We start from the raw sequence: 25,839 nt of genomic DNA on the forward strand, positions 1-25,839 counted from the left end.
CTATAATTCTTTTTTTAATAGATGATTTCTTCCAATATAATAAATTAACATTCCAATTAAGAAGATTATAATAGTAATTAAAAGATTCATATCAATTCTGTAGACGGATGGTCCACTGGCATTATCATATGCATAGTTTAAAGGTGACAATTCCAAGTAATAAGACCATATAAATAATCTACGAATACCTTGATAAAATAGTCCTGATGTTAAACCTATAAAACTACCTACCATACCAAATGTAATTGCAATCATTTGATTTGAAATTACAGTTGCAATCCACAGGTGTAGCGCAATTATAGCAGTACTTACAAGTATTGTTCCAAATGTATATTTTAGAAGTAAAATTAAAGAGAAGGGTTCAATCATATCTCTAAAACATCCAAATAGTATAATAGATAACAATTGCATTAACACAGATACAGATATTAAGATAATAGTGTATAAGAATTTAGAGAAATAGATACTATTTAAAGGAGCTACAGAAGATTTTAGAAGTTTCCATGTATCTCCTTTATGCTCTATATCGCTTATACGTGATGTAATTATTGATATTAAAATAGGAAAGAATAAGCCATTTAGAGTTACAAAATTCATGATAATATATGAATATTCAAATCCACTTAACATATCTGGATTACGTGTAATGGTTCTATTTGAGTTCATAATACACCACAATATTTCAACAACTACAAATAAAAATGTCATAAGAAAAAGTTTCTTTCTTCTAAGTTTGTAAAACTCTAGACCAAGATATTTCATTATAAAGTCACCGCCTTACCAGTAAGTTCTAGGAATATATCTTCTAAGCTCTTTTTATGTTCTTCTATTCTGAACACATCAATATTTGAATTGACAAGTATGTTATTTACTTTAGCTACATCTGAGTCGTTTAAATTTTCAATAGTCAAGTATCCGTTTTGTATAAGTGACATATATCCTTTATTGTTCAATAATTTCTGTGAAGATATAAGGTTTTGTGTTTTGATAGCGATATGACTTTGACCTCTATCATGAAGTTCTTTTATGCTATCTTGAAAAACAAGTTCACCATGATTTATTATTCCTATTGATGTAGCAATTTGGTCAATTTCACTCAAAAGATGGCTAGAGATTAGAACTGTCATACCATATTTTTCTGGAAGTGACTTTATTAATTCTCTAATCTCTTCAATTCCTGCTGGGTCAAGCCCATTTGTAGGCTCATCAAGTATTAATAATTTAGGAAACTTCATTATAGCCATAGCAATACCAAGACGTTGTTTCATACCTAAAGAGTACTGACTAACCTTTTTGTCCTTTTGATTTTCTAGTCTTACTATTTTCAGTGCTTCATTTACATTTTTTTTAGGCAAGTCCAAGAGTTTTTGCATGATAGTCATGTTTTCAAGACCTGTTAAATGTCCATAGTATGATGGAGATTCTATCAATGAACCAATATCCTTCAAAATCGATATTCTGTTTTTCTCATTTAACTCCTTATTTAAAATATTAATGTTTCCTTGTGTAGGCTTTGCAAGTCCAAGTAACATTTTAAGTGTGGTAGATTTACCTGCTCCATTAGGGCCTAGAAAGCCATATACAGCACCTTTTGGAACTCTTAGGTCTATATCCCTTACCCTAAATATTTTGTTGTATTCCTTTGAAAGTCTGTGTGTCTTAATTATCATTTCCATATATTTCATCCCCTTTTTTAATCTGTGTTTATTGTTTTTTTTAGCTTGTATTAGTATAATAACTTGACTACATTTCAGATAGCTGACGTTTACCTTACAATAACCTTAAATAGTTCATTGAGGGAAAGTCATGAAAAAAGGGATGTGATATACTAAAAAAGGGTGATGATTATGGAATCAATAAAAGATAAAAAAATACTTGTGGTGGATGACCATAAAGAATTATTAAAAATGATAGATGAAATCCTAAGAAAAGAGGGGTTTAATAGAATATTTTTAGCATCAAGTTATGAGGAGGCTGTTAGAGTATTTAAAAATATAAAGCCCGACTGTGCGATTTTAGATGTTGTATTACCAGATGGAGATGGTTTTTCTATTATGAGAAAAATCAGAGAGACATCTAAGATACCCGTTATTTTTCTTTCTGCAAGAGGTGAAGACGAGGATAGATTGATTGGTTTAGGTCTAGGGGCTGATGATTATATAGTAAAGCCATTTTTACCAAAGGAACTTACATTAAGACTCATAGGTATATTAAATCGTGTATATGTTCCTATAGAAGAAGAGGAGTTGCCAGTATTTAGATTGGGAGATTCTGTTGTTGTGAATTTAAATAGTGCATGTGTTGAAAAAGATGGACAAGAGATTTCTTTAACAGCTAAAGAGCATTCATTGCTTTTAAAGTTGTATGAAAATAAAGGTAGAATTGTTACCAGTGACTCACTGTGTCAAGCTATTTGGGGAGATGATATGTATGGATATGAAAATACTCTTATGGTTCATATCAGAAGAGTTAGAGAAAAGATAGAAAATACTCCATCTTCTCCTAAACATCTTCTTACAGTAAGAGGTCTTGGATATAAGTTGATGATTAATTAATTTTAGATAAGAATGAAGGAAGTCAAGAGGAGTGATTTAATTTTGGATAGTATAAAGTATATATTAAGGAGATTTATAGGTTCAAGTATCTTGATTTCATTACTTTTTATTATATTAAATATATTAGGTTTATTTGCATTTTCATATGTGACATTTGTATCTAAATATTCTGGTGATTTGGATGCAAGTGAGAGTAAGGAAATAAGAGCAACTTTGATGATGCTTGAGGATAAAGTAATCTTAAAAGATGGAAAGTTTACTTTAGATGATTCTAGTAAGGAAGTTTTACATAGTAATAAAGTCTGGGCAATGCTAATTGATAACAATGGAGATAGGGTATGGGGCTTTGATTTGCCAAAAGAAATCCCAAGCCATTATACTTTGACGGATGTAGCTAAGTTTTCAAGATTCTTTTTAAAAGATTATCCTGTGTATGTATGGGAACATCCAAGTGGAACCTTAGTAACAGGGTATCCAAAGGATAAGTATACTAAATTTAACCTTACCTATACTATTGATGAAATAAGTCAATTTCCTATGCTAATAATAGGTATGCTTTTATTTAATGCAATAATTACATTTTTACTAGCTTCATTTATAGGATTAAAAATGGTCAAATCTATAAAGCCAATTATTACTGGTATAAAGCTTATGTCAAAGGGAGAGCCAGTAGTTCTCCAAGAAAAAGGAATACTGAGTGATATCTCAAAATCTATTAATACTGTATCTAAAGAGTTGCAAATGAAGAATGAAAGACTTAGAAAAAAAGAAGAAGCTAGGACTAACTGGATTGCAGGAATATCCCATGATATAAGAACACCACTTTCAATGATAATTGGATACTCTGGAGAACTTGAAGAAAGCAGTAGCCTTTCTCAAAGAGAACAGGAGCAAGCATCTATCATATGTAATCAAGGCATTAAGATTAGAGAATTGGTAAATGACCTTAATTTGGTGTCTAAACTTGAATATAATATGCAACCATTAGATTGTAACAAGATTAGAGTTTCTGTGTTTTTGAGAGAACTCGTTTCTGAATTTATAAATAATAATTTGGATAATGATTTTTATATAGAGCTTGATATATTGAATGAAGATATTACTATCAATGCAGATAAAAAATTGTTAAAGAGAGCTATTAGTAATTTAATACAAAATAGTATAACTCATAACCAGCAAGGATGTAATATAAAGGTGATTTCTAAATCGGATTTGGATTTTTGCTATATAATTGTTGAAGACGATGGAAAAGGAATGAGTCAAGAGAAGATTAATTATTTATTAAAAGCTCAAAATGGATTAAGTGAAGCATATGCTAAAGGTCAAAATCATGGTCTAGGTCTTTTGATTGTTGCAGGCATTATCAATGCACATGATGGTAAGCTAGATATCACAAGTATTGATTGTCAAGGAATAAAAACAATCTTAAAATTACCTCTGATTAAGTAAAATTTTATAAAATAATAATAGATAAGAATGAAAAATGAAAATATTTTGAAAATAAGTTTATTCTTTATTGACAAAGAAACTCTATTAGAGTAGAATAATGATAAATTCTTTTCTTGTCAAGTTTTATTAAATAAAGAGTAACTTTTGCTTTATGCGCTTAAAGCTTAGTTACTTATGGTATCAAAATTTTCATAGAAATAATATTTTGGGATTATTGTAAGGTTGTTAAACTCTTTATATAATTCCCTTTTTTTATATTTTTTACCATTTTTTACCTAATATTTAATATTATTATTGACAAAAAAATTCTACTAAAATAGAATTAGAGTATAGTGTTTTTTAATTTTAAGAAAAACATAATGAGATGCTGAAGAAGGTTTTAATTATAGGATGTTTTGTGTAATTGTCATAGTCTTTATACAATTATTTTGAATCTATTATAACATACTTATTTATTTAAAAAAAGAGAAGTATTTTTAATTGTCATAATTTGTGTTCGAAAGTTCTACTAAAGTAGAGTTTTTATGTGTTATTTTCATATATATTTTACATAAATGTATATATATGTTGAAATATATTAATTATTTATAAAATAATTAATATAATAATTTGAAAAAGTTAAGATACAAATAAAAAAACTGCCAAAGTAGTCAAATACAATTATATAAAATTTTTTAATTGAAACTGAAATTATAGCCTTAAGATTAGAATAGACATTATTTTTTGAAGGTTTAAAAGTTAAGAAACCAAAGACTAAAGGAAATGAGATTTGCTGAAATACAAATATTTAAAACTAAAAAATACAAAAGAAAGGAGAGCTACTGGACAAGTATCCAAAAATAGATAGCTGAGTACAAAATATTTCATAACATTAAGCAATATAACACAAAAGAAATTTGACACTATTTATATATATTTACTGTGTACAAATAGCTAAATTTAAGATTTAAAAATATCTTATAAATCAAGTTTATATAAATCAGTATAAGATTTTTTAATAGAAAAAATTTATTACGGATATTGCTTGTCTGTATTCTGAGTAGCAAAGGTTTATTATGCCTATAAAAAAGTTGCCACAATCAGAATTAAAGATAATGAAATTTATATGGAAACTAGATTCCAAAGTAACATCAAAAGATATTGTTTTAGGGATGGAGCAAAAATATCAGTGGAAGCAAACAACGACTTTGACTCTTTTATCTAGATTGGTAGTAAAAGGATTTCTAAATTCTCAAAAGATAGATAAATATACACATTATGAAGTTTTAATTAAAGAAAAAGAATATATAAATGTTGAAACAAGAGAGTTCTTTAAAAATGTTCATGATTCCTCTATGAAAAGCTTATTGTTATCATTACATGATAATGTTAATTTGAGTAAAGATGAGCTATTATTTATTGAAGAATGGATAAAGAGTCTACAAAAAAATGAAAAAAAAGTATAGATTAACATATTTCTTTAGATTATCAATCTGAGACATATGGTGTATTTATATAATCTATGTGACTACTTAAGTAATATAGATTATATCTATAATAAGATTACAATATAAATCCAAATCAGATTAAATATAAGCGTAAACTAATAATTGATATTCTGATAATTTAAAAAAGCTACCTCTACTTAAACTAGATAAGTGTAATTGAGGTAGCTTTTTAAATATAAAATACTAATTTTTAGAATGTATTATATAAGTTTTACAAATATGACATGCAGTTTTCGTATTTAAACTGATATAATAAATAATAAAAATATTGATAAAATAAAAGCGTACTAAAAATCAGGAGGAGAACTTATGAAATATCAAGTTTCATTATTAGCAGTAAATGATGTAGAAGTGTCAAAAAAGTTTTATAAAGAGCTATTTGAACAAGAAGTTGAATTAGATTTAGGTAAAAATGTAACATTTAGTGGAGGGTTTGCTATACAAGAAGATTTTGCATGGCTTACAGGGATTAATCCAGATACAATTGTACGAAAATCAAATAATATGGAGCTTTATTTTGAAGTTGATGATTTTGATAAGTTTATTGAAAAATTAAATTCTTATAAAGATATAGAGTTTGTTCATCAGCCATTAAAACATGAGTGGCAACAGAGAGTAGTCCGTATTTACGACCCTGATAAGCATATTATTGAGATAGGAGAGTCTATGGAAGTCATAGCTAGAAGGTATTTATCTGAAGGCTATTCTGTAGAAGAAACTTCTAAGATAATTCAACATCCAATTGAATTTGTAAAGCAGTGTGAAAGTACTAAATAATATTTTTTATGTTTTATTTTATTAAATTTTAAGTAAGATGATAATGTAATTGTATAAATTTATGTTCAATACGTATCAGTCAAATATTATTGAAAAGGAGTGGTTATTATTAAAGCAATTGAAATTTATAATAAATTAGCATTGGAGTTTGATATTAAAAATATTGATGACGATTGGAGTTTTATGAATTTTGACAATGATTTTATTACTCCAGAATTTAAAACAAAATACATAGGCTTGGTACTAGACAATGCCAAAGAAATCAATAAAGTATATACAACTACTTTTCCTGATAAATACATAATTAAGCAGATTATAGATAAAGATGAAAAAGATGTCTTGATTTTTTCACATCATGCAATGGAGTATATAGCATCAGATGAAGGTTTCCCATTTCACGACATACCATTATCTTATATGGAAGAAATGAAAAATCGTAGAATATCTTTTTATGTGTTACATTCTCCATTAGACAATTATAGTGAATATTCAACTTCTGTCAGTTTTGCAAAGGCTCTAGGTTTAGAAATCGTCGAACCATTTTGTAAGTATGATGATAAAATCAAGGTAGGAGTTATATGTAAGACATCCTTAAAATCAATTGAAGAGACTAAAGAGCTAGTTAAAAAAACTGTTGGTCATGATGTGAAATTGTATGATTATGGAGAATCGGGACTAAAAGATGGTCTAGTTGCTATTGCAGCAGGAGGAGGAAGCTATCCATTTGTAGCAAGTGAAGTTGCTGAACTTGGTATAAATTTATATATAACTGGATTTACTAAACCTTTAAAGCATTTTGAACCAGCATTAGAGTTCCATAGAATAGCAAAGGATAATTTAATTAATGTTATAGGTGCTACTCATTACTCTACAGAAAAATTTGCCTGTATGTCTATGGTTAATTATTTTAAAAAACTAGGGATAGAAGCAGAATTCTTGGAAGGAAAAAATTATTTAGAAGATTTATAGGATGTAAGTTATAGAATATATAGAAGCTTGATAGTAGTATATATGTAGAATTAATAATGTATGATGTATAGAAAGTTAATAGTATATAACAGATATAAAGTTAATAGTATATAAAACAATAAAAGCAAGCAGTTGGTAAAAGTTTATGTTTACTGACTGCTTATTTTTATGCTCTTTTAGGTAGATATTTCGTAATAATACTTGGCAATATTACAGTTGATTATAGTCTTATGAATTTAGAAACAAACTTACAATTACTATTTATAATGTTTATTTTTCGATATTTTTTCTGATATTATTTACAATTAATTAGATTTTATAAATATTTATTTCGGATTATTATAAATATTTATTTTGAAAAAATAGAATTATTATATTTATGAGAATAAATGGTATAATAAAAGGTAAAGTGTCAAATATACACTAAATTAAATAAGTTAATTAGTATATAGATTAAAGTAGAAGTAATTAAAACTTATTAAGTATCAAAACATGACTGCTTATCAAAGTAGTTATTTAAAAAGACATAAAAAAATAGTTGTTTAGACAAAGTGGTTATTTTAAAAAAGTAGTTATCTAAAAAAAGAGGATGATTATTCATTAAAGTAACTATCCCAAAATGGACAAAAAGATGACTTATTATTACTCATCTAAAAAATAGAAAATCAGATATGAAATTTAATAAATAATAATTGATAGGGAAGGGAAAGATAGCATGATATTTACAAAGAGTAATAAATACGATAAGAAATTTCTCATGGAAAATATGATGGGACCTAATTGTATAAAGATATTGGAAGAGTTGACAAGTAAGATAAGACTAGAAAAAGGAATGCGTATTTTAGACTTAGGATGTGGGAGAGGGATATCTTCTATATTTTTAGCAAATGAATTTGATGCTACTGTATTTGCAACTGATTTATGGATAGAGCCAACTGAGAACTATGAAAGATTTAAGCAATTTAAATTAGATGATAAAATATTTCCTATACAAGCTGAAGCACATGAATTACCTTATGCAGAAGGTTTTTTTGATGCAGTGATAAGTGTACACTCTTATCACTATTTTGGTAATAAAGAAGGATTTTTAGAAAACCATATATCACCTCTTGTAAAAGATGGAGGAGTAATTGCTATGGCAATGCCTGGATTAAAAAAAGATTTTGTTAATTGTATACCAGATGAACTTATTCCATTTTGGCAAGATAATATGAATTTCCATTCAATTGAATGGTGGAATGAGCTTTGGTCAGAATCTGAGTCTGTAACTGTAGAAAAATGTGAAGCTTTAAGTTGTCATGATGAAGCTTGGAATGATTGGTTAAACTGTGATAATTCTTATGCTAAGAATGATAAAAAAATGCTGGAAGTAGAGGCAGGTAAGTATTTTAATACAATTTCCTTGATAGCGAGAGTTAATAATAGTAAAAGTTAGATGAAAAATTTAAATCTAAAGTAGTTTTTTTAATTGTTTATGCCCAATTAGATTATTTATGTCAATTGGGTATTTTTATTTAAAAAATATGACGGTATTATACAAAAAGCACAAGTATAGGATATAAACTTTGAATAGGATATAATATAGTTAAATGAAGATGTGTCAGTTGTAGGAAATTTATAATTTATTATAAACTAACATTGACAAATTAAAGGGTTGCTTTTATACTCGATACAAGTAAAGTAGCTTTAAAATTATAGATTTAAAATAAACAACATATGAAATTATAAAATAAATAACATAATAAATAAGAATATGTAATTATAAAATAAATTAATTTAGGAGGAACAATAATGAGTGAAACAAAAGAAGAGAATTTACTAGAACAATTTTTTAAAGTGCAATCATTGCTACATAAATTTCACCTTCAAAATCATAAATCACATGGATTTTTTAGAGCGACGCATAGAGGACAAGGTAGAGTATTATCCATGTTAAAAATAAAGCCAGAAATAACTCAAAAAGAACTGTCATACTTACTTGATATGAGACCTCAATCTTTAGGTGAGTTGCTTTCGAAATTAGAAAATCAACAATTTATCACTCGTACACACTCAGAAAAAGACCGTAGAGTAATGGTAGTAAAATTGACATCAAAAGGAATGGATGAAATTAATAAGAATGAGCAGAGAGAAGACCCAACTAATCAAATATTTAATGTATTAGAACCAGAAGAAAAGAGTACTTTAAGTTATATTCTTACAAAGATTACTAATGAACTAGAAAGAACTATAAAAAGTGAGGATGGGAATAACTTTGATGAGGCACATATGCAACCACAACCAAGACCACATCATGGACAGTTTTTAGGTGGATTTGCTGGTAGAGATGCAATTCAAAACTTATTTAATTCACATGAAGGATATCCAGATTTTCCAAATAGAGAAGATTTGTTTGAACAAATGGTAAAACAACACCCAGAACTTATAGAGCAATTGATGAAACAGCATCCAGAGTTCTTTACGGAAAAAGAACTTGATAGAAAAAATAGCTCTAAGAATGAAAGCGAACAGGATATTGATGAAGATTAAAAATTTTATAGTATTATTTGATAATTTTTTCTATATATTTTATTATACTTTAAATTAAACTGTGAGATGTTTAAGTATATAGTCAAAGGGCTAGTACATCTATATTACTTTAACTATCAAAGAACTTATTTTAATAGATACACATAAATAGAAATATACAAAGCTATTTTAATCTAATATATTATCATATATAGTAATTTATATATCACTATAAATTAGAATAAGAAAAAATTATTTAACTATAATAATAAATTAAAAAAGGGGAAATGTTGAGTTGATGGAAGGAATAAAATTTATAAAGTCAGAAGAAAAGTATATTTGGTCATATTGGCAAACTTTTGATAAAATTGCAAAAGAGAGGAAATATCTAGCTATGGACGAAGCATTTCCTTTTGAAGAAACAGTTGAATTTATAAAGAATGTTATAACTAAAAATTTTCCACAACTATTTATAATTGAGGTAAAATCAGATACATGTATTGGTTGGTGTGATGTTTTGCCTAAAACCAAAACTGTTGGTTACTTAGGTATGGGTATTCTTAAAGAGTATAGAGAAAAAGGTATTGGGAGTAGCCTTCTAAAACAAATTATTGATTTATCAAAAGAATATGGATATAAAAAAATTGAGCTAGATGTGTTAAAAAGTAATAGTAGAGCTATTCATGTTTATAAATCTTTAGGGTTTGTTGAGGTAAATACAATAGCTAGTGGATTTACATGGAATGATAGACCTGTAAAAGACGAAGTTATACAAATGGAGCTTGTATTAATGTAAAACTTATTGAGAATTAATAGGATGGTGATAAAAAATACTATCCTATTTTATTGTTTAAAAATAGTGGTTTTGCAGTTAAGTAAGTTGTTTTTAGATGCTTTTAGAGAAATTTTTATTTTCTTTCCCACTATAATTATATCATAAATAAAAATTTTTTTTAAGACTGTGAATATATCCTCATTTCTATATAATTGATATAGTGGATTAAATGTTAATTTCAATTGAGGAGGATTATAATATGAATCTAAATGATTTTGAGTCAAATCTTGAAAATCAATGGTTACAAAAAACTCTTAAAGAGGCTAATAGACAACTTGAGGAAAAGCGTAATGAAGAAGATAAGCTAAAAAAAGATGCTATAGAAACTCAAAGGGAACTATGGAATGACTTAGGTTCTATTTCTGCGGAAAATGGATTAGAACAACTTTCAGAATTTATGTCATTTATGGATGTTATGAAACATCAAAAAAGGAGCCATGAATTTACTAAGAAACTCAAAGATAAGTATGAAAGAATGATTGAATCTCCTTATTTTGGAAGAATTGACTTTACAGAGGTTTGTGAAACTGAGTCTCAAAAGTGTTATATTGGATTGTCAAATCTTATTAATGATGATTATGATTTTCTTGTATATGATTGGAGAGCCCCTATTTCAAGTATGTTTTATGATTATGAAATTGGACAAGCAAGCTATGAGTGTCCAGAGGGGATAATCTCTGGAAAAATTACTAAAAAAAGACAGTATAAGATAAAAGATGGCAAAATTGAGTATATGTTTGATAGTAATCTAAATATAGATGATGATGTCTTGCAAGAGCTTTTAGGTAAAAACTCTGATGAGAAAATGAAAACTATAGTTACTTCCATTCAAAGAGAGCAAAATCAAGTAATTCGTAATGAGAAATATAAGAACTTAATTGTACAAGGTGCCGCAGGAAGCGGAAAGACATCTATAGCACTTCATAGAACAGCATATTTATTGTATAAACATAAAGATAAAATAACTTCTGAAAATATAATGATATTTTCTCCAAATAACATATTTAATGATTATATATCAAACGTACTTCCACAACTTGGCGAAGATAACATTTGTCAGACAACATTTAAAGACTATATGCATAAAGAACTGGGTGATGAATTTAAAAAAGAAAGCCCAGCTGAAATGATGGAGTATATTCTTAATAATGGGAAAATCACATATAAGGACAGGATAGAAAATATAGAGTTTAAAACTTCTTTAGAGTTCACAAATATATTAAAAGAGTATCTAAATTATTTAGAAACAGATGATAGATGTTTTGAAGATATTATTGTAAGAGGCGAGTTAATAATTTCAGCTAAGGAGTTACAAACACTGTTTTCTAATGACTATTCAAATTTACCAATTAAGAAGAGATTAGAGAAAATAAAAGCAAGAATAATATTTTTAATTGAGCCATATGAAAAAGCTTGGATTGATGAAATATTTAAAGAGTTTCAAGCATCTGGCGATTATATAGAAAAAGAAGAAATGATAGAGAAAAGTACTTTTATTGTAAAAAAACATCTGAAAGAAGTTTATTCTAAAATTTCAAGAATGACAGAGTTAGATTTGATAGACACTTATAAAAACTTATTTAAGAATTTAGATATGTTTTTAGAAAAGGCGAATGTTGAGTATGATAAGAATATTATAGATAATATAAAAACTTATACAATGGATAATTTAAGTGTAAAGAGTCTTTATTATGAAGACCAAGTGATACTTCTATATCTAAAGGGAGCTCTTGGAGGTATTCCAAATACATCACAGATTAAATATGTAATCATAGATGAGGCACAGGACTATACTCCTTTACAATATGAAATATTTTATAAACTTTTTAAATCTGCCAATATGACTATATTAGGAGATATTAATCAATCAATTAACCCATTCATGAATGTTGGAGACTATAATAATATTCCTGATGTATTGAAGAATGATACTTGCATAATAAATCTAAGTAAAACATATCGTTCTACAATGGAAATTACTAGATTCTCAAGAAAACTTCTTACAAAAGCGATAGATGATGAGTATGTTGATAGACATGGTGATGAGCCTAGAGTTACTGGTTTTAAAGAAAAAGATTATATGAATGAAAAGCTTATTGAAGACATAAAAGCTTATAAACATAAAAATTATAAGTCTATTGGTATTATAACAAAGACAGCCCATGAAGCTAAGGAAGTGTATGAGTTTTTAAAGGAAAATCATATTAATGTAGAGGCTATAATAAAAGATGATGATGAGTATGTGAATGGTGTATTAGTAATACCTTCATATTTATCTAAGGGACTTGAATTTGATATAGTTGTAATATACGATGCAAGTGAGGAAAGGTACAATAGTGAAGATGAAAGATTGCTTCTTTACACTTGTTGTACAAGAGCTCTTCATGTGCTAAATATATACTATTTAGGTGAAATAACTCCTTTATTAAAATAACAGGTTTTTAATTATAGTTTGATTTTTATTTTAAGAATATCAGATATTTATAATCTATCTTATTTATCTGTTTTTTATGAATTTATTATATATTTGTAATTAAAATTTATAAAATAAGTTATTATAAAGTTAAGTATTTTAAAATCTAAACTGGGTAGCCTGTTGTATATTTGCAAGTAAAATTCATATATAAAATTATAATGAAGTTAAAGTTTTTAAAATCTAAACTGGGTAGTTTATTGTGTCTTTACAAATAGAATTGATACAACAATTTATAATGAAGTCAAAGCCCTTAAAATTCCATATGAATGGACTTTTTAAGGGCTTTTTAATATTAGTAATAACTTTTGTAGATTAGTTAAATTTTTAGAGTAGTTAAATATCTAAAATTTTATATATTAAATCTAAAGAAAATATAAAGATGGAAGATACGACTATATTTACTAATAAGAAAACTAAAGTTATATACAATAAACTCATGAACACTTTATTGTTAATTATACTTATTTTGCATCTATTACTTCATGAGCCATCTTAACTAAGTCATCCATAGATAAATTTGAATCTTGAATTGTAAAAGAGTAGTAAACTCCATCTTGTTCCCAAGTCAAGTACTTAAATTCATTAACTTCTACTTTATCTATTCCTTCACTAAATGTATATTTACCTGATTTTTCATCAAGTTTATCCTGTTCTGTCATTTTATAATCTTCTGGCACAAACTTGTACATTGATGTTTCATAAGAAATATTTATATCTTTGTAAGTATCTACAACTTTCATTTTATCAGAATCTTTTCCAAGCACATTATTTGCTGTTTCAAGAGATATTTCATCATTACCATTTTTATACTCAAACTCAAGTGCTTTTAATTCTCCTAAAACATTATCTTTTTTATCAAGTGCTTTTTCTTTTATAGTATATGCCCCTTTAAATTTATATCCATTACTAAATTCGGAAATTAGATTAGGGGTAAAGTTAAAGTCTTTTTTTACCTGTTCAGTAGTTGGAATCGATGTATAGGTAGGCTTAATGCTTGATTTTCCAACTATACTATATATTTCTCCCACTGCAAGAGCTGTTGTACCTAATACTAAAGTGATAGCTAAAGTTGCCACTAAACCCCTTCCAAATGGTAATTTATGTGTTTTATTATTATTCATTTTATAATTTTCCTCTCTTTCTGGTAAACTATTTAGCGTTTTATTTAAACTATTATGAAAGCTTTCTGGAGCTTTTGGAAACGAATTATTTAAGCTATTTTTATTCATATGATTACCTCCATATTTTCTAATTTAGTTTTTAATAATTTTCTTCCTCTCGATAATCTACTTTTTACAGTCCCCTGAGGTATATCCAATATTTCCTTAATTTCATCAACTGAATAACCCTCAATATAGTAAAGGACTATTGGAACTTTAATCTTTTTAGGTAGACTTTGAATAGCAATATACAAATCATTATAATCTTCTTTTTCATCGATTTTTTTATTTTTAAATACGTCTTCAAATGATAGAAATTTCAATTGTTTACGTCTTAATGAGTTACATTCATTTATCACTATTCTAATCAACCAAGTTTTAAAATATTGTTCTTCCTTAAGAGAATCTAACTTTTCATATGCTTTTAAAATAGCATTGTTGACGGCATCTTCACAATCCTGGTCGTTTCCTAAAATAGACTTAGATACACGATACAAAGTCTGTTCTGATTCAAGGATATTATTTATAAATGTAGTTTTATTCAAAGGAATTCCTACCTTTCTATGCAAATTGTAGCGCTACTTTTTTGCCTTTCACTTATTAGATAAGATTTTACTATAAATGGTTCACTTTTTTTGAAAAAAATTAAACGAATAAACATAAGGTACCTTAAAAATAATGTTGACAAAACATTAAGGTACCTTTATAATTAAAAATAGATAAGGTACCTTAGTAAAAGAGGGAAGATAGATTAATAAAAAATCGAATTAATTAGGAGGAGTTAATATGAATTATTACAGAGATAAAAAAGAAAACTTTAGAGGATTTGAAGGTCATCATAGTAATCCATGGAATCATATGTGTGAAGGATGCAGAGTATTTGAAATGATGCATCGTGAAGGATTTGGTTATGGAGAGTGTAGAGGTCATGAAGGACATGGTTCAAGAGGACATGGTCAGGGTGAATTTAGAGGTCATGAAGGATTTGAACCAAGAGGATATGGTCAAGGAAACTTCAGAGGTTATGAAGGATTTGAACCAAGAGGATATGGTCAAGGGAACTTCAGAGGTTATGAAGGATTTGAGCAAAGAGAACATGGTCAAGGAAACTTCAGAGGTCATAAGGATTTTGAATCAAGGGGATATGGTCAAGAAGACTTTAGAGGTCATGGAAATTTTGAATCAAGAGAGCATGGACAAGGAGACTTTAGAGGTCATGGGAACTTTGAATCAAGAGAGTATGACCAAGGAGACTTCAGAGGTCACAGAGGATTTGAGCCAAGAGAGCATAGTCATGAAGAGTGTAGAAGTCATGGAGGCGCTGACCCAAGAGGATTTGAAGGAACATATGAACATGGATATTGCAGAAAAGGTCATGAAGGATTTGAACCAAAATGTGATGAAAGAAACCATATGAAGCATAAAGGGCATGAAGAATTTGGTGCTAAAGATTGTAAAATAGATAGTGAGCATAGAGAACATGAAAGATTTGAAAATCAAAATACAGGTGAAGAAATAGAAGCTGAAAGCAAAGAAGATGCTAAGAAAAACAATACAGAAGAAAATAAAGATACTGATAAAAAGTAAGATTATAAATTAAATAAAATTTAATAGTAAATAGAAGAAATAAATATTAGAAAATAATATTAAAGTTGGAAAGAGATGAGGTTGTAAGTAGATTTGTTTTATATTTTGCTTTTGTATAGAAGGTTTTTTAAATTATTTTATTGTATTTATTTGAGAAAGAGAAGTGATAATTACATGTGCTTGTTTTGTCTTAGATAAATGCTTTATAAATTAGTATAGAGTACATTAATATATAAAATAAAAAAAGCTATAAGTTTAATAATATAAAATTAAACCTATAGCTTTTTTATTTTAATATAATTAATTTGAAATATTTTGACTTTAAAAGTCATTTAAATATAATATAATTACTTTTGAAAAGACTATTAAATTGTCTTATACTAGTTTACAGCTTCTTTTCCTATTAAATCTTTTAACTCCTCATGAGTCATTGTTTCTTTTTCAAATAGGAATTTAGAAACAGAATGTAAATCTTCAAGGTTATCCTTTAATATCTCTAAAGTCTCTTTATAACAAACCTCAACTATACGATTTGCTTCCTTTTGGATTTTATCACATAAGAAAGTTTTATCATTTCCATCAATAGTCATAAATCCTAAGTTACTCATACCATATTCACAAACCATTTGATTAGCTATTTCAGTAACTTTCTTTAAGTCATCTTTTGCACCAGTAGATTTGTGGTTAAATATTAATTCTTCTGATGCTTTTCCTGCAAGTAGTATTTTTATCTTTCCAATTAATTCATCTCTAGTATAAATATATCTATCTTCATCAGGTAATTGAAGAACATAACCTAATGCTTGTCCTCTAGGAACTATAGATATTTTTTGTATAGGGCAAATTCCTACTATATCACTTACAAGAGCATGTCCAGCTTCATGATAAGCTACTATTTTTTTCTCTTTCTCAACTAGTGCAGAGTTTTTAGACTCTAGCCCTGCAATGACTCTTTCAAGTGCCTTGTCAAAGTGTTCTGATGTAATGTATTCACTGTCATCTCTAACTGCAAATATAGCTGCTTCATTTGCTATATTTGAAAGATGGGCCCCATTGAAACCATGAGTTTTTTTAGCTAAAAGTTCTAGATTTACAGATTTGTCTATAGGCTTGTCATCTGTATGTACCTTTAGAATTTCAAATCTAGTGTGATAATTTGGTGCACCTATATGAATGTGTCTGTCAAATCTTCCTGGTCTAAGTAAAGCTTCATCTAATAAGTCAAGTCTATTGGTAGCACCTATTATTAATACATTGGAATCTTTATTAAATCCATCCATTTCAACTAAAAGTTGGTTTAATGTTTGGTCCTTTTCGTTGTTGCTCTCAAGATGTCTTTTTGCTCCTACAGCATCTATTTCGTCTATAAATATTATACTTGGAGCTTCTTTTCTAGCTTTTTCAAATAAAGTTCTAACCCTTTTTGCTCCTACACCTACATATTTCTCAACGAACTCTGAACCTGTAACATTGAAAAATGATGAGTTTGTTTCACCAGCTACAGCAGACGCAAGTAAAGTCTTTCCTGTTCCTGGAGGGCCATAAAATAATACCCCTTTAGGTATCTTAGCACCCATTTTTTGATATTTTTGTGGTGACTTCATAAAATCGACTATTTCAAATAGTTCTTCTTTTACTTCGTCTAATCCAGCAACATCTCTGAATGTAGTCTTTGGTTTTGTAGAAAGTGAATCATCTGTTTGATTTTCTCTTTCCATTTTTGTTTGTGCAAAGACAGGAACTGGATTGTTGATTTTCTTAAAAAAGTTGTTTAGCATTTTCATATTCACACCTCAGGTAATTAATTATTGTTAATCAATTTTATATTTTCCATATTTACTATTTTTTATTATTTATTTTTAATGGAAAAAATATACATGTTATCCAAAGAAAAATAAATTTGCGAAATGTATGAAAAAGTGAATTCATGTATATATGCAGATTGTTTTTAGATGTTTAATAAAATACGACAAATCAAGATAAAATAAATATGATAAAAAATGTTATATTGTATAGATTAAGCGATGTGGAGTATAGTATTATGTATGAAATTGGCTAAGTAAGTTTTTCAGTTGTAGTTTTAAAATAATATTAATTTAGGAGTTAGAGTAGAAATCTAAAAATTAATAGCAAAATAGGAAGCATGTACATATAATGATTATTAGGAAGAAGTAATTAAATTTTAATAAACTAAAAAAAGTAGTTGCAAATAATTTGATTAAGTGATATAGTAAATAAGGTAAGAATAAAACAAAGAAGAAGTCCGCTTCTCACCTTACAACGAAAGTTAGTAAGGTAAATATAAGTTAAAGCTTAATATCAGTTTAAGCTTGTTTAAATTTGGTAACTTATATGGCGGATGATTATATCATTCGCTTTTTATTTTATAAAAAATTTGGAGGTGTCCTACAATTAGCAAAGAATTAGCAATCAATGAACAAATAAAAGACAAGGAAATAAGAGTCCTTTCATCAACAGGTGAACAACTTGGAGTAATGCCTACTAAAGAAGCTCAAGCGATGGCTACTAGCAAAAACTTAGATTTAGTTCAAATCTCGCCAAATGCAAATCCACCAGTATGTAAGATAATGGATTATGGAAAGTTTAGATATGAACAGGCGAGAAAAGACAAAGAAGCTAAGAAAAAGCAAAAAAATATAGTTGTAAAGGAAGTAAGACTTAGACCAGGTATTGAACAAAATGATTTAAATACGAAAGCTAATAATGCTATAAAGTTCCTTAAAAAAGGGGATAAAGTCAAAGTTGAACTTAGATTTAGAGGAAGAGAATTAGGACATAAAGACATAGGCAAAGAAGTTATGCTTAAGTTTTTAGATATAATAAAAGAGTTTGGAGAACCAACAAAAGCCCCTGCATTTGAGGGTAATAATATGGTTGTAATTATAGATCCAAAAAAATAGATGATTAACTGAGAGGAGGAATTTGTCATGCCTAAAATGAAAACTCATAGAGGTGCAGCAAAGAGATTAAAGAAAACAGGAACTGGAAAGTTAAAGAGAGCTAAAGCTTATAAAAAACATATATTAACTAAAAAATCTGCAAAAACTAAAATGAACTTAAGAAAATCAACTTTAGTAAGTGATGGAGATGCTAAGAGAATAGCACAATTATTACCATACTAAGATACAGATTATAAATAATAACTATAGAAGAGGGATATAAAGGAGGTCATAACGATGGCAAGAGTTAAAAAAGCTATGAACGCTCGTAAAAAGCATAAGAAAATATTAAAACTTGCAAAAGGATTCAGAGGATCTAGAAGCAAATTATATAGACCAGCAAATACATTCGTAATGAAAGCATTAAAAAATGCTTATATAGGAAGAAAATTAAAGAAGAGAGACTTCAGAAAACTTTGGATACAAAGAATAAATGCAGCTGCTAGAATGAATGGAATATCTTATTCAAGATTAATGAATGGATTAAAATTATCTGGTATTGAAGTTAACAGAAAGATGTTATCTGAAATGGCTATACAAGACCCAGAAGGATTTGCAAAATTAGCAGAAGTTGCTAAAGCAAAATTAGCTTAGTATTAAATCATGAAACGTAAAGTCTTTGAGTTATGTTAATAATTCAAGGACTTTTTTTATTTTTTAAAAAGAAACTGTCTATGAAAATGGTATTACTGTTCTTAATTTACTATAAAATATGATATCTTAAACTAGTGTATAAAATTTCCAGTCAATATTGAATTAACATTATCAACATGATAATATTATCTTATTAATAATATTATAGGAGGGATATAATATGAATGATAAGTTGATGGATTGCTTTGTAAATCCAACTAAATGTAAGTTGATACTTGAGATTTTTTCAAATAATAGAACTACAGCAAAACAATTAGGAGAAAAATTTCAAGATATATCAAAAGCTACACTTTATCGCTATCTTAATAAAATGCTAGAAGATGACATTATAAAGGTAGTTGAAGAGCATAAAATAAGAGGAACTGTTGAAAAAGTATATGCTATGAAGTTAGACATAGCTGATGATGTAAAGACTATTATAAATGAAAATTCTGGAGAAGAGTATGCACAACTATTTACTCAATATATGATGGTATTTTTAAAAGAGTTTTATGAGTATGCCAAAAGAGAGGAAAAGGATATTCTAAAAGATGGTTCAGGATTTTCTGTCTGTCCAGTATATGCTAGTGTTGATGAGATAACTGAAGCAAGTAAAAAGATTGCTAGTATACTAGAACCTCTTAGAAATAATTCAAATGGAGAGGGAAGAAAAATGCACTCTATAGGGTTAATAATTACACCACCTAAAGAAGATGAAGAGCAATAAAATACTAAAAAAATAACAGTTTAATCTTTATACCAAGCTGTTATTTTTTTAGTATTTTTATTTCACTGTATGTAATAAAATGTATATCAAGGTGACATATAAAGTGATATGATATATCTAAGGAAAAGATTGTTGTATATATGACATATTTAAAGTAAAGGGGATGAAAATTATGAGGTTAATTACACGTTCTGATTTTGATGGATTGGTATGTGGTGCACTATTAAAAGAAGCAGGTATTATTGATAATTGGAAATTTGCTCATCCTAAAGACTTACAGGATGGCCTGGTTGAGGTAACAGAAGATGATTGTCTTGCAAATGTACCATTTGTTGAGGGGTGTGGTCTTTGGTTTGACCATCATTCTAGTGAGTTTGAGAGAAATGAACTTCTAGGAAAGTACAAAGGCGAAAGTCGTATTGCTCCTTCTTGTGCAAGAATTATTTATGAGTATTATGGTGGAAGTGAAAGATTTCCTCATTTTAATGAAATGTTAGAGGCAGTAGATAAAGTTGATTCAGGAAATCTTACAATAGAAGAAGTACAAAATCCAACTGGATGGATTTTGATTGGTTACCTTATGGACCCAAGAACTGGTCTTGGTCGTTGGAGAAACTTTACTATATCTAACTATCAATTAATGGAGAAGTTAATTGATGCATGTAGAACTTTAAGTACAGAAGAAATTTTAGATTTACCAGATGTAAAAGAACGTATAGACGTTTATTTTGAACAAACAAGTAAATTTAAAGAGATGGTTGCCAAATATACACGTGTAGAAGGCGATGTTATCATTTCTGATTTACGTGGAGTTGAGACAATCTACACAGGGAATCGTTTTATGATTTACAGTATGTATCCAGAACAAAATATATCTGCTTGGATTGTAAATGGTAAAGGTGGAAAAGGATGCTCTGTAGCCGTTGGATATAGTATTTTAAATAGAACTTCTAGTGTGGATGTTGGTAGTCTAATGCTTAAGTATGGTGGTGGGGGACATAAAGCTGTTGGAACTTGCCAGTTTAATGATGAGCAAATAGACGAACTACTTCCAAAGTTACTTTATGAACTTGTAAATCCTAAAAAATAATGAATGAATTTGTAAGTTATAAAGATTAGTATAAATAAAATCGAACTTCTTTGTACCCTTTCACACAAGGATGTGAAGTGGTACAATGCAGTTCTTTAGAGCTTCATCAATTGTAATGTCAATATCATATCTAAGGTAGAAACTGAGCTTAGTATCAGTATTCTTACATATCTGATTTTAAACCTTGTTCAATCTTGTGTAGTTTTAAATATACTTGCATACCCAAAATCTAAGTTGTAATCATTCCATTTAATATAACGATATAAAAGATACTTAAATACAATAACATAGAAAATAAAATGTATATCTTTAAATATAATAATATGTGACTAAGTGAATGTTGCTCAGAAGCATATAAAATGCTATAGTTTAAAATAAAGTATGATGTTAAATTTCATTATAATCTAAAAATTTAAGAGGGGGGATTTTATGAAAATAAAATTTGCTATAATAACATCTATGATATTTTTAATTGTATCACTTGTGGCTTGTCAAAGTACTAAAAATATAGAAAAAAAAGCACCAGATGCAGAAGTTAAAATATTAGCTACAGCTGACTTACATTCAATTATGACAGATTCTTTAGTTTCATATGTAAAAGAAGAAAGAGCAAAGAATGAAAACTTACTTATGGTAGATGCAGGTGATTTTTTTGGTACACAAAGTAAAGAAATGTGGGAATGGACTTCTGGAAAAAAACTAGTCAATATTAAAACAAGTGGTAGGGCAGAATATGAAGATATAATTAAGCGAAGTACAGATGAGGTACCTATAGTTAAAGACATGGCTCCTTTGAAGTATGACGCTGTGGTATTTGGAGACAATGAATTTGTTTCAAATGATAAGCAAAATCTTGATAAACTAGTTTCTGATTTTAAAAATAATGATATGCCATTGGTATCGGCAAATATATACGAACAATCTGGAAAAAACTATGTACAACCATATATAATGAAAAATGTTAAGACAAATAAGGGGAATGTAAAAGTAGGAATACTAGGTCTTACTATAAAAGAAGTAGGGGAAAGCCCTGGTCTTGAAGATTTTGAAAAAGATAGAAAAGCAAGAGAGCTTGGAGAACAAGCAGAGTACAAGGGAAAATTATATGCAAATGATTTAGTAGAAGATGCAAAGAAATGGGTAAAAGTAATGCAAAAAGAAAATCCAGATATAATAGTTGCAGTTGTACATTCAGGTGAAGAACCCAAAACGACTAGAAATGCAGGTAATAGAATAAAAGAATTAGCAACTACAGTGGATGGAATAGATGCAATTGTAGCTGGTCATACTCATGAAAGAATAGATGAACATACATATAAAAATAAGTCTGATGAAGAAGTAATAGTTACCCAACCAGGTTCACATGCAGACAGTGTATCACAAATTAATTTTAAATTAAATAAGAAGGATGATAAGTGGCAGATAGAAGAAAAGTCTAGCAAGTTAAAAGTAATTGATAAAGAGGTAAGTATAGTTGCTACTGCAGATTTACATTCACATTTTTCTGATAAATTGACAGTAAGTCTTGTTAATGAACGAAGTAATCCAATCGAACCTGTTGTAGTAGACGCAGGTGACTTTTTAGACCCTCAAACAGGGGAAATGACTCAATGGTATAAAGAGTGGAAAAATATAAGAGATAACAATGCCGGGAAAACGATTAGTAGATGTCCAATGGTTAAATCTATGAATCAGGGTATGTATGATGCAGTAGTACTTGGAAATCATGAGTTTGTATCTGAGAAAGATGAGTTTTGGTCAGATGAGCGCCTTTTAGATGCTGTTATAGAAGACTTTGGACAAATAACAATTCCTGTATTATCAGCGAATATATATAGACAATCTGGAGAAAATTATGTTAATCCATATATCATAAAAGATGTAGAAACAAATGAAGGGAATATAAAAGTAGGAGTATTAGGGCTTACTATAAAAGAAGTAGGGAAAGGTCTTAAAAATGTAAATTTACAAGAGCAATTTCAATACAAAGATAAATTGTACGCAAATGATTTAGTGGAAGAAGCAAAGAAATGGGTAAAAGTGATGGAAAAAGAAAAACCAGATATAATAGTTGCAGTAGTGCACTCAGGGGAAGAACCTAAAAACCCAAAACATCCTGGGAATAGAGTAAAGGAACTAGCAACTACAGTAGATGGAATTGATGCGATTGTAGCTAGTCATACTCATGAAAAAATAGATGAACATGACTATAAAAATAAAGCTGGAGATAAAGTTATAGTGACGCAACCAGGTGAACATGGTAAATACTATTCTAAAATTACTTTTAAAGTAAATAAAGAAAAAGGTTCATGGGTTATTAATGATAAGTCTAGTAAAACAGTAGCAGTTGAATAATTTTATAAAACTTATAGATACAGTAAAGTAGCTAATATTAGTAGTATGGATAAGATGAGTAGATAAGAGTATTTAAATGTGGTAAATATATGTGAGTATACTAGTAGAAATCTTAATTGATAATCTTAGTTTACTAGAGCAGGTTTTGTTTTACGAATAAAAAATATTGAGAACTATATGTAGATTTGATTAAAAAGGAATTTACATATAGTTCTTTTAGTATAATAAATAGTACAAACTTATATAGTAAAGATAAAGCATGGTATTAAATTTTATTATCATCCAAAATCTAAGGGGGAGGCTTTTATGAAAATAAAATTTATTATAGTGACATCAATAATATTTTTAATAGTATTACTCACAGGATGTCAAAGTACTAAAGATACAGAAATTAATGTACTTGCTACAAGTGATTTACACTCAATTATTCCAGATAATTTGGTATCTTATGTGGAGGAAGAAAGAAAATATGATGAGAATCTACTCATGGTAGATGCAGGCGATTTTTTTGATATGCAAAGTGGTGAAATGAATAAGTGGTTTACTGGACAAAAACTGGTAAGATTTAAAGATGGAATACCAGAGTATAAAAAAATAGCTGAACCACGTGAAGGAGAGGTTCCCTTAGCTAAAGAAATGGCAAAACTAAAATATGATGCAGTTACATTTGGAAATCATGAATTTGTTTCTAATGATAAACAAAGCCTTGATAAACTGGTTTCTGATTTTGAAAATAATAACATACCATTAGTGTCGGCAAATGTATATAAACAATCTGGAGAAAACTATGTAAAACCATATGTAATGAAAAGTGTACAGACTGATAAGGGTGATGTAAAGGTTGGAATACTGGGTCTGACTATAAAGGAAGTAGGTGAGCGCTCAAGATTTAAAAATTTTGAGGAAGATAAAAAAGCTAGAGAACTTGGAGAACAAGAACAATATAAAGGAGAGCTCTATGCAAATGATTTAGTAGAAGATGCTAAAAAGTGGGTAAAAGTTATGGAAAAGGAGAAACCAGATGTAATAATTGCGATAGTGCATTCAGGTGAAGAACCTAAAAATCCTAAAAACCCAGGAAATAAAATAAAGGAATTAGCAACTACAGTAGATGGTATAGATGCTATTGTAGCAGGGCATACACATGAAAAAATAGAACAGCATACATATAAAAATAAGTCGGGTGAGGAAGTAATAGTAACACAACCTGGAGCTCATGGTAATAGTATATCAAAGATTAATTTTAAGTTGGATAAGAAGAATGAGAAGTGGTATATAAAAGATAAGTACAGTGAGTTAAAAATATTTGGAAAGGAAGTAAATATAATCACAACATCTGGTCTACATCAAAATTTTTCAGATGAAATGGCAGTCAGTCTGTTTAATGAAAGAGATAGGGATGTCCAACCTATATTTATTGATACTGGGGATTTTCTAGATACCAATGCAAAGGAAATGACTAAGTGGTCTAAAGAGTGGCAGTACAATTCAAAGAAAGGTATCCATAAAAAAATAAATGAATGGCCAATTGTATACCTTGGTTATGATGCTGTAGTACTTGGTAGCCATGAGCTTACATCGGATAAAAAGAATTTTAAAGAAAAAAAATCTATCTTAGATTCTATTATAGAAAATTTTGAGGAAATGAAGATACCAGTTTTGTCAGCTAATATATACAATGAGTCTGGAGACAATTATGTAAAACCATATATAATGCATAAAGTGGAAACTAGGGAGGGGAGTATAAAGGTTGGAGTATTGGGTCTTACTGTAGACAAAGATAAAAAAGATTCTAGTGATTTAAATTCAGAAAAAGATTCAAAAACTTTAAATACTCCTGAAAAAACAGAAGAATTGTATACCAACAATTTAGTAAAAGATGCAGAAGAATGGATAAGAGTTATGCAAAAGGAAAATCCAGATGTAATCGTTGCAGTTGTTCATTCAGATAATAATATGGCACTGAAAAATCCAAGTAGCGAAATAAAAAAACTTGCAATGTCAGTAGACGGAATAGATGCTATTGTGGTAGGTCATACGAAAAATAAGATAGAAGAACATAGTTATAAGAATGAGTTTGGAGATAAGGTCATAGTAACACAATCTGGAGAAGATTGTTATTCAAAAATAAGCCTTGAATTAAGAAAAGAAAATGGTAAATGGAATGTCATCAATAAATATAGTAAGTCAATAAAAATGAAATAGGGTAATAATGAAGTAAGGTAATAATATATATTGAAATAAAAGAGAAGAACCTTTATATAAGGCTCT

General features: G+C 28.3%; 22 protein-coding genes. 17 read left to right on the forward strand and 5 right to left on the reverse strand.

Annotated features, from left to right (window positions below):
• Both Q3287_RS01750 and Q3287_RS01755 read right to left on the reverse strand, forming a co-directional pair.
• Positions 1-762, reverse strand: a complete 762-nt coding sequence (locus Q3287_RS01750; protein ID WP_407963428.1) for an ABC transporter permease — start codon at positions 760-762, stop codon at positions 1-3.
• Positions 762-1,685 carry an ABC transporter ATP-binding protein gene (locus Q3287_RS01755; protein WP_407811868.1) on the reverse strand — a complete coding sequence of 308 codons (924 nt, stop codon included), beginning with the start codon at positions 1,683-1,685 and terminating at the stop codon, positions 762-764. The genes Q3287_RS01750 and Q3287_RS01755 overlap by 1 nt, the downstream gene beginning before the upstream one ends.
• 162 nt (positions 1,686-1,847) lie before the next feature.
• On the opposite strand from Q3287_RS01755, the gene Q3287_RS01760 reads away from it, so the two are divergent.
• From Q3287_RS01760 to helD, 9 genes are all read left to right on the forward strand, one after another.
• Positions 1,848-2,555: a response regulator transcription factor gene (locus Q3287_RS01760; RefSeq protein WP_054275911.1), complete on the forward strand. Its 708-nt coding sequence runs from the start codon at positions 1,848-1,850 to the stop codon at positions 2,553-2,555.
• 42 nt (positions 2,556-2,597) lie between these two features.
• Positions 2,598-4,004: a sensor histidine kinase gene (locus Q3287_RS01765; protein ID WP_407963429.1), complete on the forward strand. Its 1,407-nt coding sequence runs from the start codon at positions 2,598-2,600 to the stop codon at positions 4,002-4,004.
• A 1,055-nt stretch (positions 4,005-5,059) separates the two neighbouring features.
• Positions 5,060-5,449, forward strand: a complete 390-nt coding sequence (locus Q3287_RS01770; RefSeq protein ID WP_167640574.1) for a BlaI/MecI/CopY family transcriptional regulator — start codon at positions 5,060-5,062, stop codon at positions 5,447-5,449.
• Positions 5,450-5,800: 351 nt separating this feature from the next.
• A complete protein-coding gene (locus tag Q3287_RS01775; RefSeq protein ID WP_074179141.1) occupies positions 5,801-6,268 on the forward strand; it encodes a VOC family protein in 468 nt (155 codons plus the stop codon).
• Between the two features lie 99 nt (positions 6,269-6,367).
• On the forward strand, positions 6,368-7,237 hold the full coding sequence (locus Q3287_RS01780; protein WP_407963430.1) for a Nif3-like dinuclear metal center hexameric protein: 870 nt from the start codon (positions 6,368-6,370) through the stop codon (positions 7,235-7,237).
• A gap of 715 nt (positions 7,238-7,952) precedes the next feature.
• On the forward strand, positions 7,953-8,672 hold the full coding sequence (locus Q3287_RS01785; protein WP_054269203.1) for a cyclopropane-fatty-acyl-phospholipid synthase family protein: 720 nt from the start codon (positions 7,953-7,955) through the stop codon (positions 8,670-8,672).
• Positions 8,673-9,028: 356 nt separating this feature from the next.
• Entirely contained in the window at positions 9,029-9,766 is a 738-nt protein-coding gene (locus Q3287_RS01790; RefSeq protein WP_407963431.1) for a MarR family winged helix-turn-helix transcriptional regulator, read from the forward strand.
• Between the two features lie 277 nt (positions 9,767-10,043).
• Positions 10,044-10,541, forward strand: a complete 498-nt coding sequence (locus Q3287_RS01795) for a GNAT family N-acetyltransferase (RefSeq protein ID WP_236877216.1) — start codon at positions 10,044-10,046, stop codon at positions 10,539-10,541.
• A 238-nt stretch (positions 10,542-10,779) separates the two neighbouring features.
• The gene (gene helD / locus Q3287_RS01800; RefSeq protein WP_407963432.1) at positions 10,780-13,014 is read left to right on the forward strand and encodes an RNA polymerase recycling motor HelD; all 2,235 of its coding nucleotides are present in this window, start codon (positions 10,780-10,782) and stop codon (positions 13,012-13,014) included.
• A gap of 503 nt (positions 13,015-13,517) precedes the next feature.
• Here the strand turns inward: helD and Q3287_RS01805 are convergent.
• Complete coding sequence (locus tag Q3287_RS01805; RefSeq protein ID WP_407963433.1) at positions 13,518-14,285, reverse strand: hypothetical protein; 768 nt, start codon at positions 14,283-14,285, stop codon at positions 13,518-13,520.
• Positions 14,282-14,761 carry an RNA polymerase sigma factor gene (locus Q3287_RS01810; protein WP_021383499.1) on the reverse strand — a complete coding sequence of 160 codons (480 nt, stop codon included), beginning with the start codon at positions 14,759-14,761 and terminating at the stop codon, positions 14,282-14,284. The genes Q3287_RS01805 and Q3287_RS01810 overlap by 4 nt, the downstream gene beginning before the upstream one ends.
• Before the next feature lie 241 nt (positions 14,762-15,002).
• Here Q3287_RS01810 and Q3287_RS01815 point away from each other — a divergent pair, with 241 nt between their 5' ends.
• On the forward strand, positions 15,003-15,803 hold the full coding sequence (locus tag Q3287_RS01815) for a hypothetical protein (RefSeq protein ID WP_407963434.1): 801 nt from the start codon (positions 15,003-15,005) through the stop codon (positions 15,801-15,803).
• 380 nt (positions 15,804-16,183) lie between these two features.
• Here Q3287_RS01815 and Q3287_RS01820 read toward each other — a convergent pair whose 3' ends face one another.
• A complete protein-coding gene (locus tag Q3287_RS01820) occupies positions 16,184-17,587 on the reverse strand; it encodes an ATP-dependent metallopeptidase FtsH/Yme1/Tma family protein (RefSeq protein ID WP_054269209.1) in 1,404 nt (467 codons plus the stop codon).
• A gap of 627 nt (positions 17,588-18,214) precedes the next feature.
• Here Q3287_RS01820 and infC point away from each other — a divergent pair.
• From infC to Q3287_RS01855, 7 genes are all read left to right on the forward strand, one after another.
• Positions 18,215-18,724, forward strand: a complete 510-nt coding sequence (gene infC, locus Q3287_RS01825; RefSeq protein ID WP_074179152.1) for a translation initiation factor IF-3 — start codon at positions 18,215-18,217, stop codon at positions 18,722-18,724.
• 27 nt (positions 18,725-18,751) lie between these two features.
• Positions 18,752-18,946, forward strand: a complete 195-nt coding sequence (rpmI, locus tag Q3287_RS01830; RefSeq protein WP_003418222.1) for a 50S ribosomal protein L35 — start codon at positions 18,752-18,754, stop codon at positions 18,944-18,946.
• Between the two features lie 54 nt (positions 18,947-19,000).
• Complete coding sequence (rplT, locus tag Q3287_RS01835) at positions 19,001-19,357, forward strand: 50S ribosomal protein L20 (RefSeq protein WP_003423569.1); 357 nt, start codon at positions 19,001-19,003, stop codon at positions 19,355-19,357.
• Positions 19,358-19,577: 220 nt separating this feature from the next.
• Complete coding sequence (locus tag Q3287_RS01840) at positions 19,578-20,123, forward strand: hypothetical protein (protein WP_407963435.1); 546 nt, start codon at positions 19,578-19,580, stop codon at positions 20,121-20,123.
• A gap of 172 nt (positions 20,124-20,295) precedes the next feature.
• Complete coding sequence (locus Q3287_RS01845; RefSeq protein WP_407963436.1) at positions 20,296-21,213, forward strand: exopolyphosphatase; 918 nt, start codon at positions 20,296-20,298, stop codon at positions 21,211-21,213.
• Between the two features lie 429 nt (positions 21,214-21,642).
• Positions 21,643-23,568, forward strand: a complete 1,926-nt coding sequence (locus tag Q3287_RS01850) for a metallophosphoesterase (protein WP_407963437.1) — start codon at positions 21,643-21,645, stop codon at positions 23,566-23,568.
• A gap of 306 nt (positions 23,569-23,874) precedes the next feature.
• The gene (locus Q3287_RS01855) at positions 23,875-25,773 is read left to right on the forward strand and encodes a metallophosphoesterase (protein ID WP_407811877.1); all 1,899 of its coding nucleotides are present in this window, start codon (positions 23,875-23,877) and stop codon (positions 25,771-25,773) included.
• Positions 25,774-25,839 lie beyond the last annotated feature (66 nt).

Origin of the sequence: Clostridioides sp. GD02404, assembly GCF_045898275.1 — a bacterium.
Classification (GTDB): Bacteria; Bacillota; Clostridia; order Peptostreptococcales; family Peptostreptococcaceae; genus Clostridioides; species Clostridioides difficile_A.

Coding starts and splice junctions, on each gene's coding strand:
- Q3287_RS01750 (WP_407963428.1), bottom strand. CDS start 762: ATGAAATATCTTGGTCTAGAGTTTTACAAACTTAGAAGAAAGAAACTT.
- Q3287_RS01755 (WP_407811868.1), bottom strand. CDS start 1,685: ATGAAATATATGGAAATGATAATTAAGACACACAGACTTTCAAAGGAA.
- Q3287_RS01760 (WP_054275911.1), top strand. CDS start 1,848: ATGGAATCAATAAAAGATAAAAAAATACTTGTGGTGGATGACCATAAA.
- Q3287_RS01770 (WP_167640574.1), top strand. CDS start 5,060: ATGCCTATAAAAAAGTTGCCACAATCAGAATTAAAGATAATGAAATTT.
- Q3287_RS01775 (WP_074179141.1), top strand. CDS start 5,801: ATGAAATATCAAGTTTCATTATTAGCAGTAAATGATGTAGAAGTGTCA.
- Q3287_RS01785 (WP_054269203.1), top strand. CDS start 7,953: ATGATATTTACAAAGAGTAATAAATACGATAAGAAATTTCTCATGGAA.
- Q3287_RS01790 (WP_407963431.1), top strand. CDS start 9,029: ATGAGTGAAACAAAAGAAGAGAATTTACTAGAACAATTTTTTAAAGTG.
- Q3287_RS01795 (WP_236877216.1), top strand. CDS start 10,044: ATGGAAGGAATAAAATTTATAAAGTCAGAAGAAAAGTATATTTGGTCA.
- helD (WP_407963432.1), top strand. CDS start 10,780: ATGAATCTAAATGATTTTGAGTCAAATCTTGAAAATCAATGGTTACAA.
- Q3287_RS01805 (WP_407963433.1), bottom strand. CDS start 14,285: ATGAATAAAAATAGCTTAAATAATTCGTTTCCAAAAGCTCCAGAAAGC.
- Q3287_RS01815 (WP_407963434.1), top strand. CDS start 15,003: ATGAATTATTACAGAGATAAAAAAGAAAACTTTAGAGGATTTGAAGGT.
- Q3287_RS01820 (WP_054269209.1), bottom strand. CDS start 17,587: ATGAAAATGCTAAACAACTTTTTTAAGAAAATCAACAATCCAGTTCCT.
- rpmI (WP_003418222.1), top strand. CDS start 18,752: ATGCCTAAAATGAAAACTCATAGAGGTGCAGCAAAGAGATTAAAGAAA.
- rplT (WP_003423569.1), top strand. CDS start 19,001: ATGGCAAGAGTTAAAAAAGCTATGAACGCTCGTAAAAAGCATAAGAAA.
- Q3287_RS01840 (WP_407963435.1), top strand. CDS start 19,578: ATGAATGATAAGTTGATGGATTGCTTTGTAAATCCAACTAAATGTAAG.
- Q3287_RS01845 (WP_407963436.1), top strand. CDS start 20,296: ATGAGGTTAATTACACGTTCTGATTTTGATGGATTGGTATGTGGTGCA.
- Q3287_RS01850 (WP_407963437.1), top strand. CDS start 21,643: ATGAAAATAAAATTTGCTATAATAACATCTATGATATTTTTAATTGTA.
- Q3287_RS01855 (WP_407811877.1), top strand. CDS start 23,875: ATGAAAATAAAATTTATTATAGTGACATCAATAATATTTTTAATAGTA.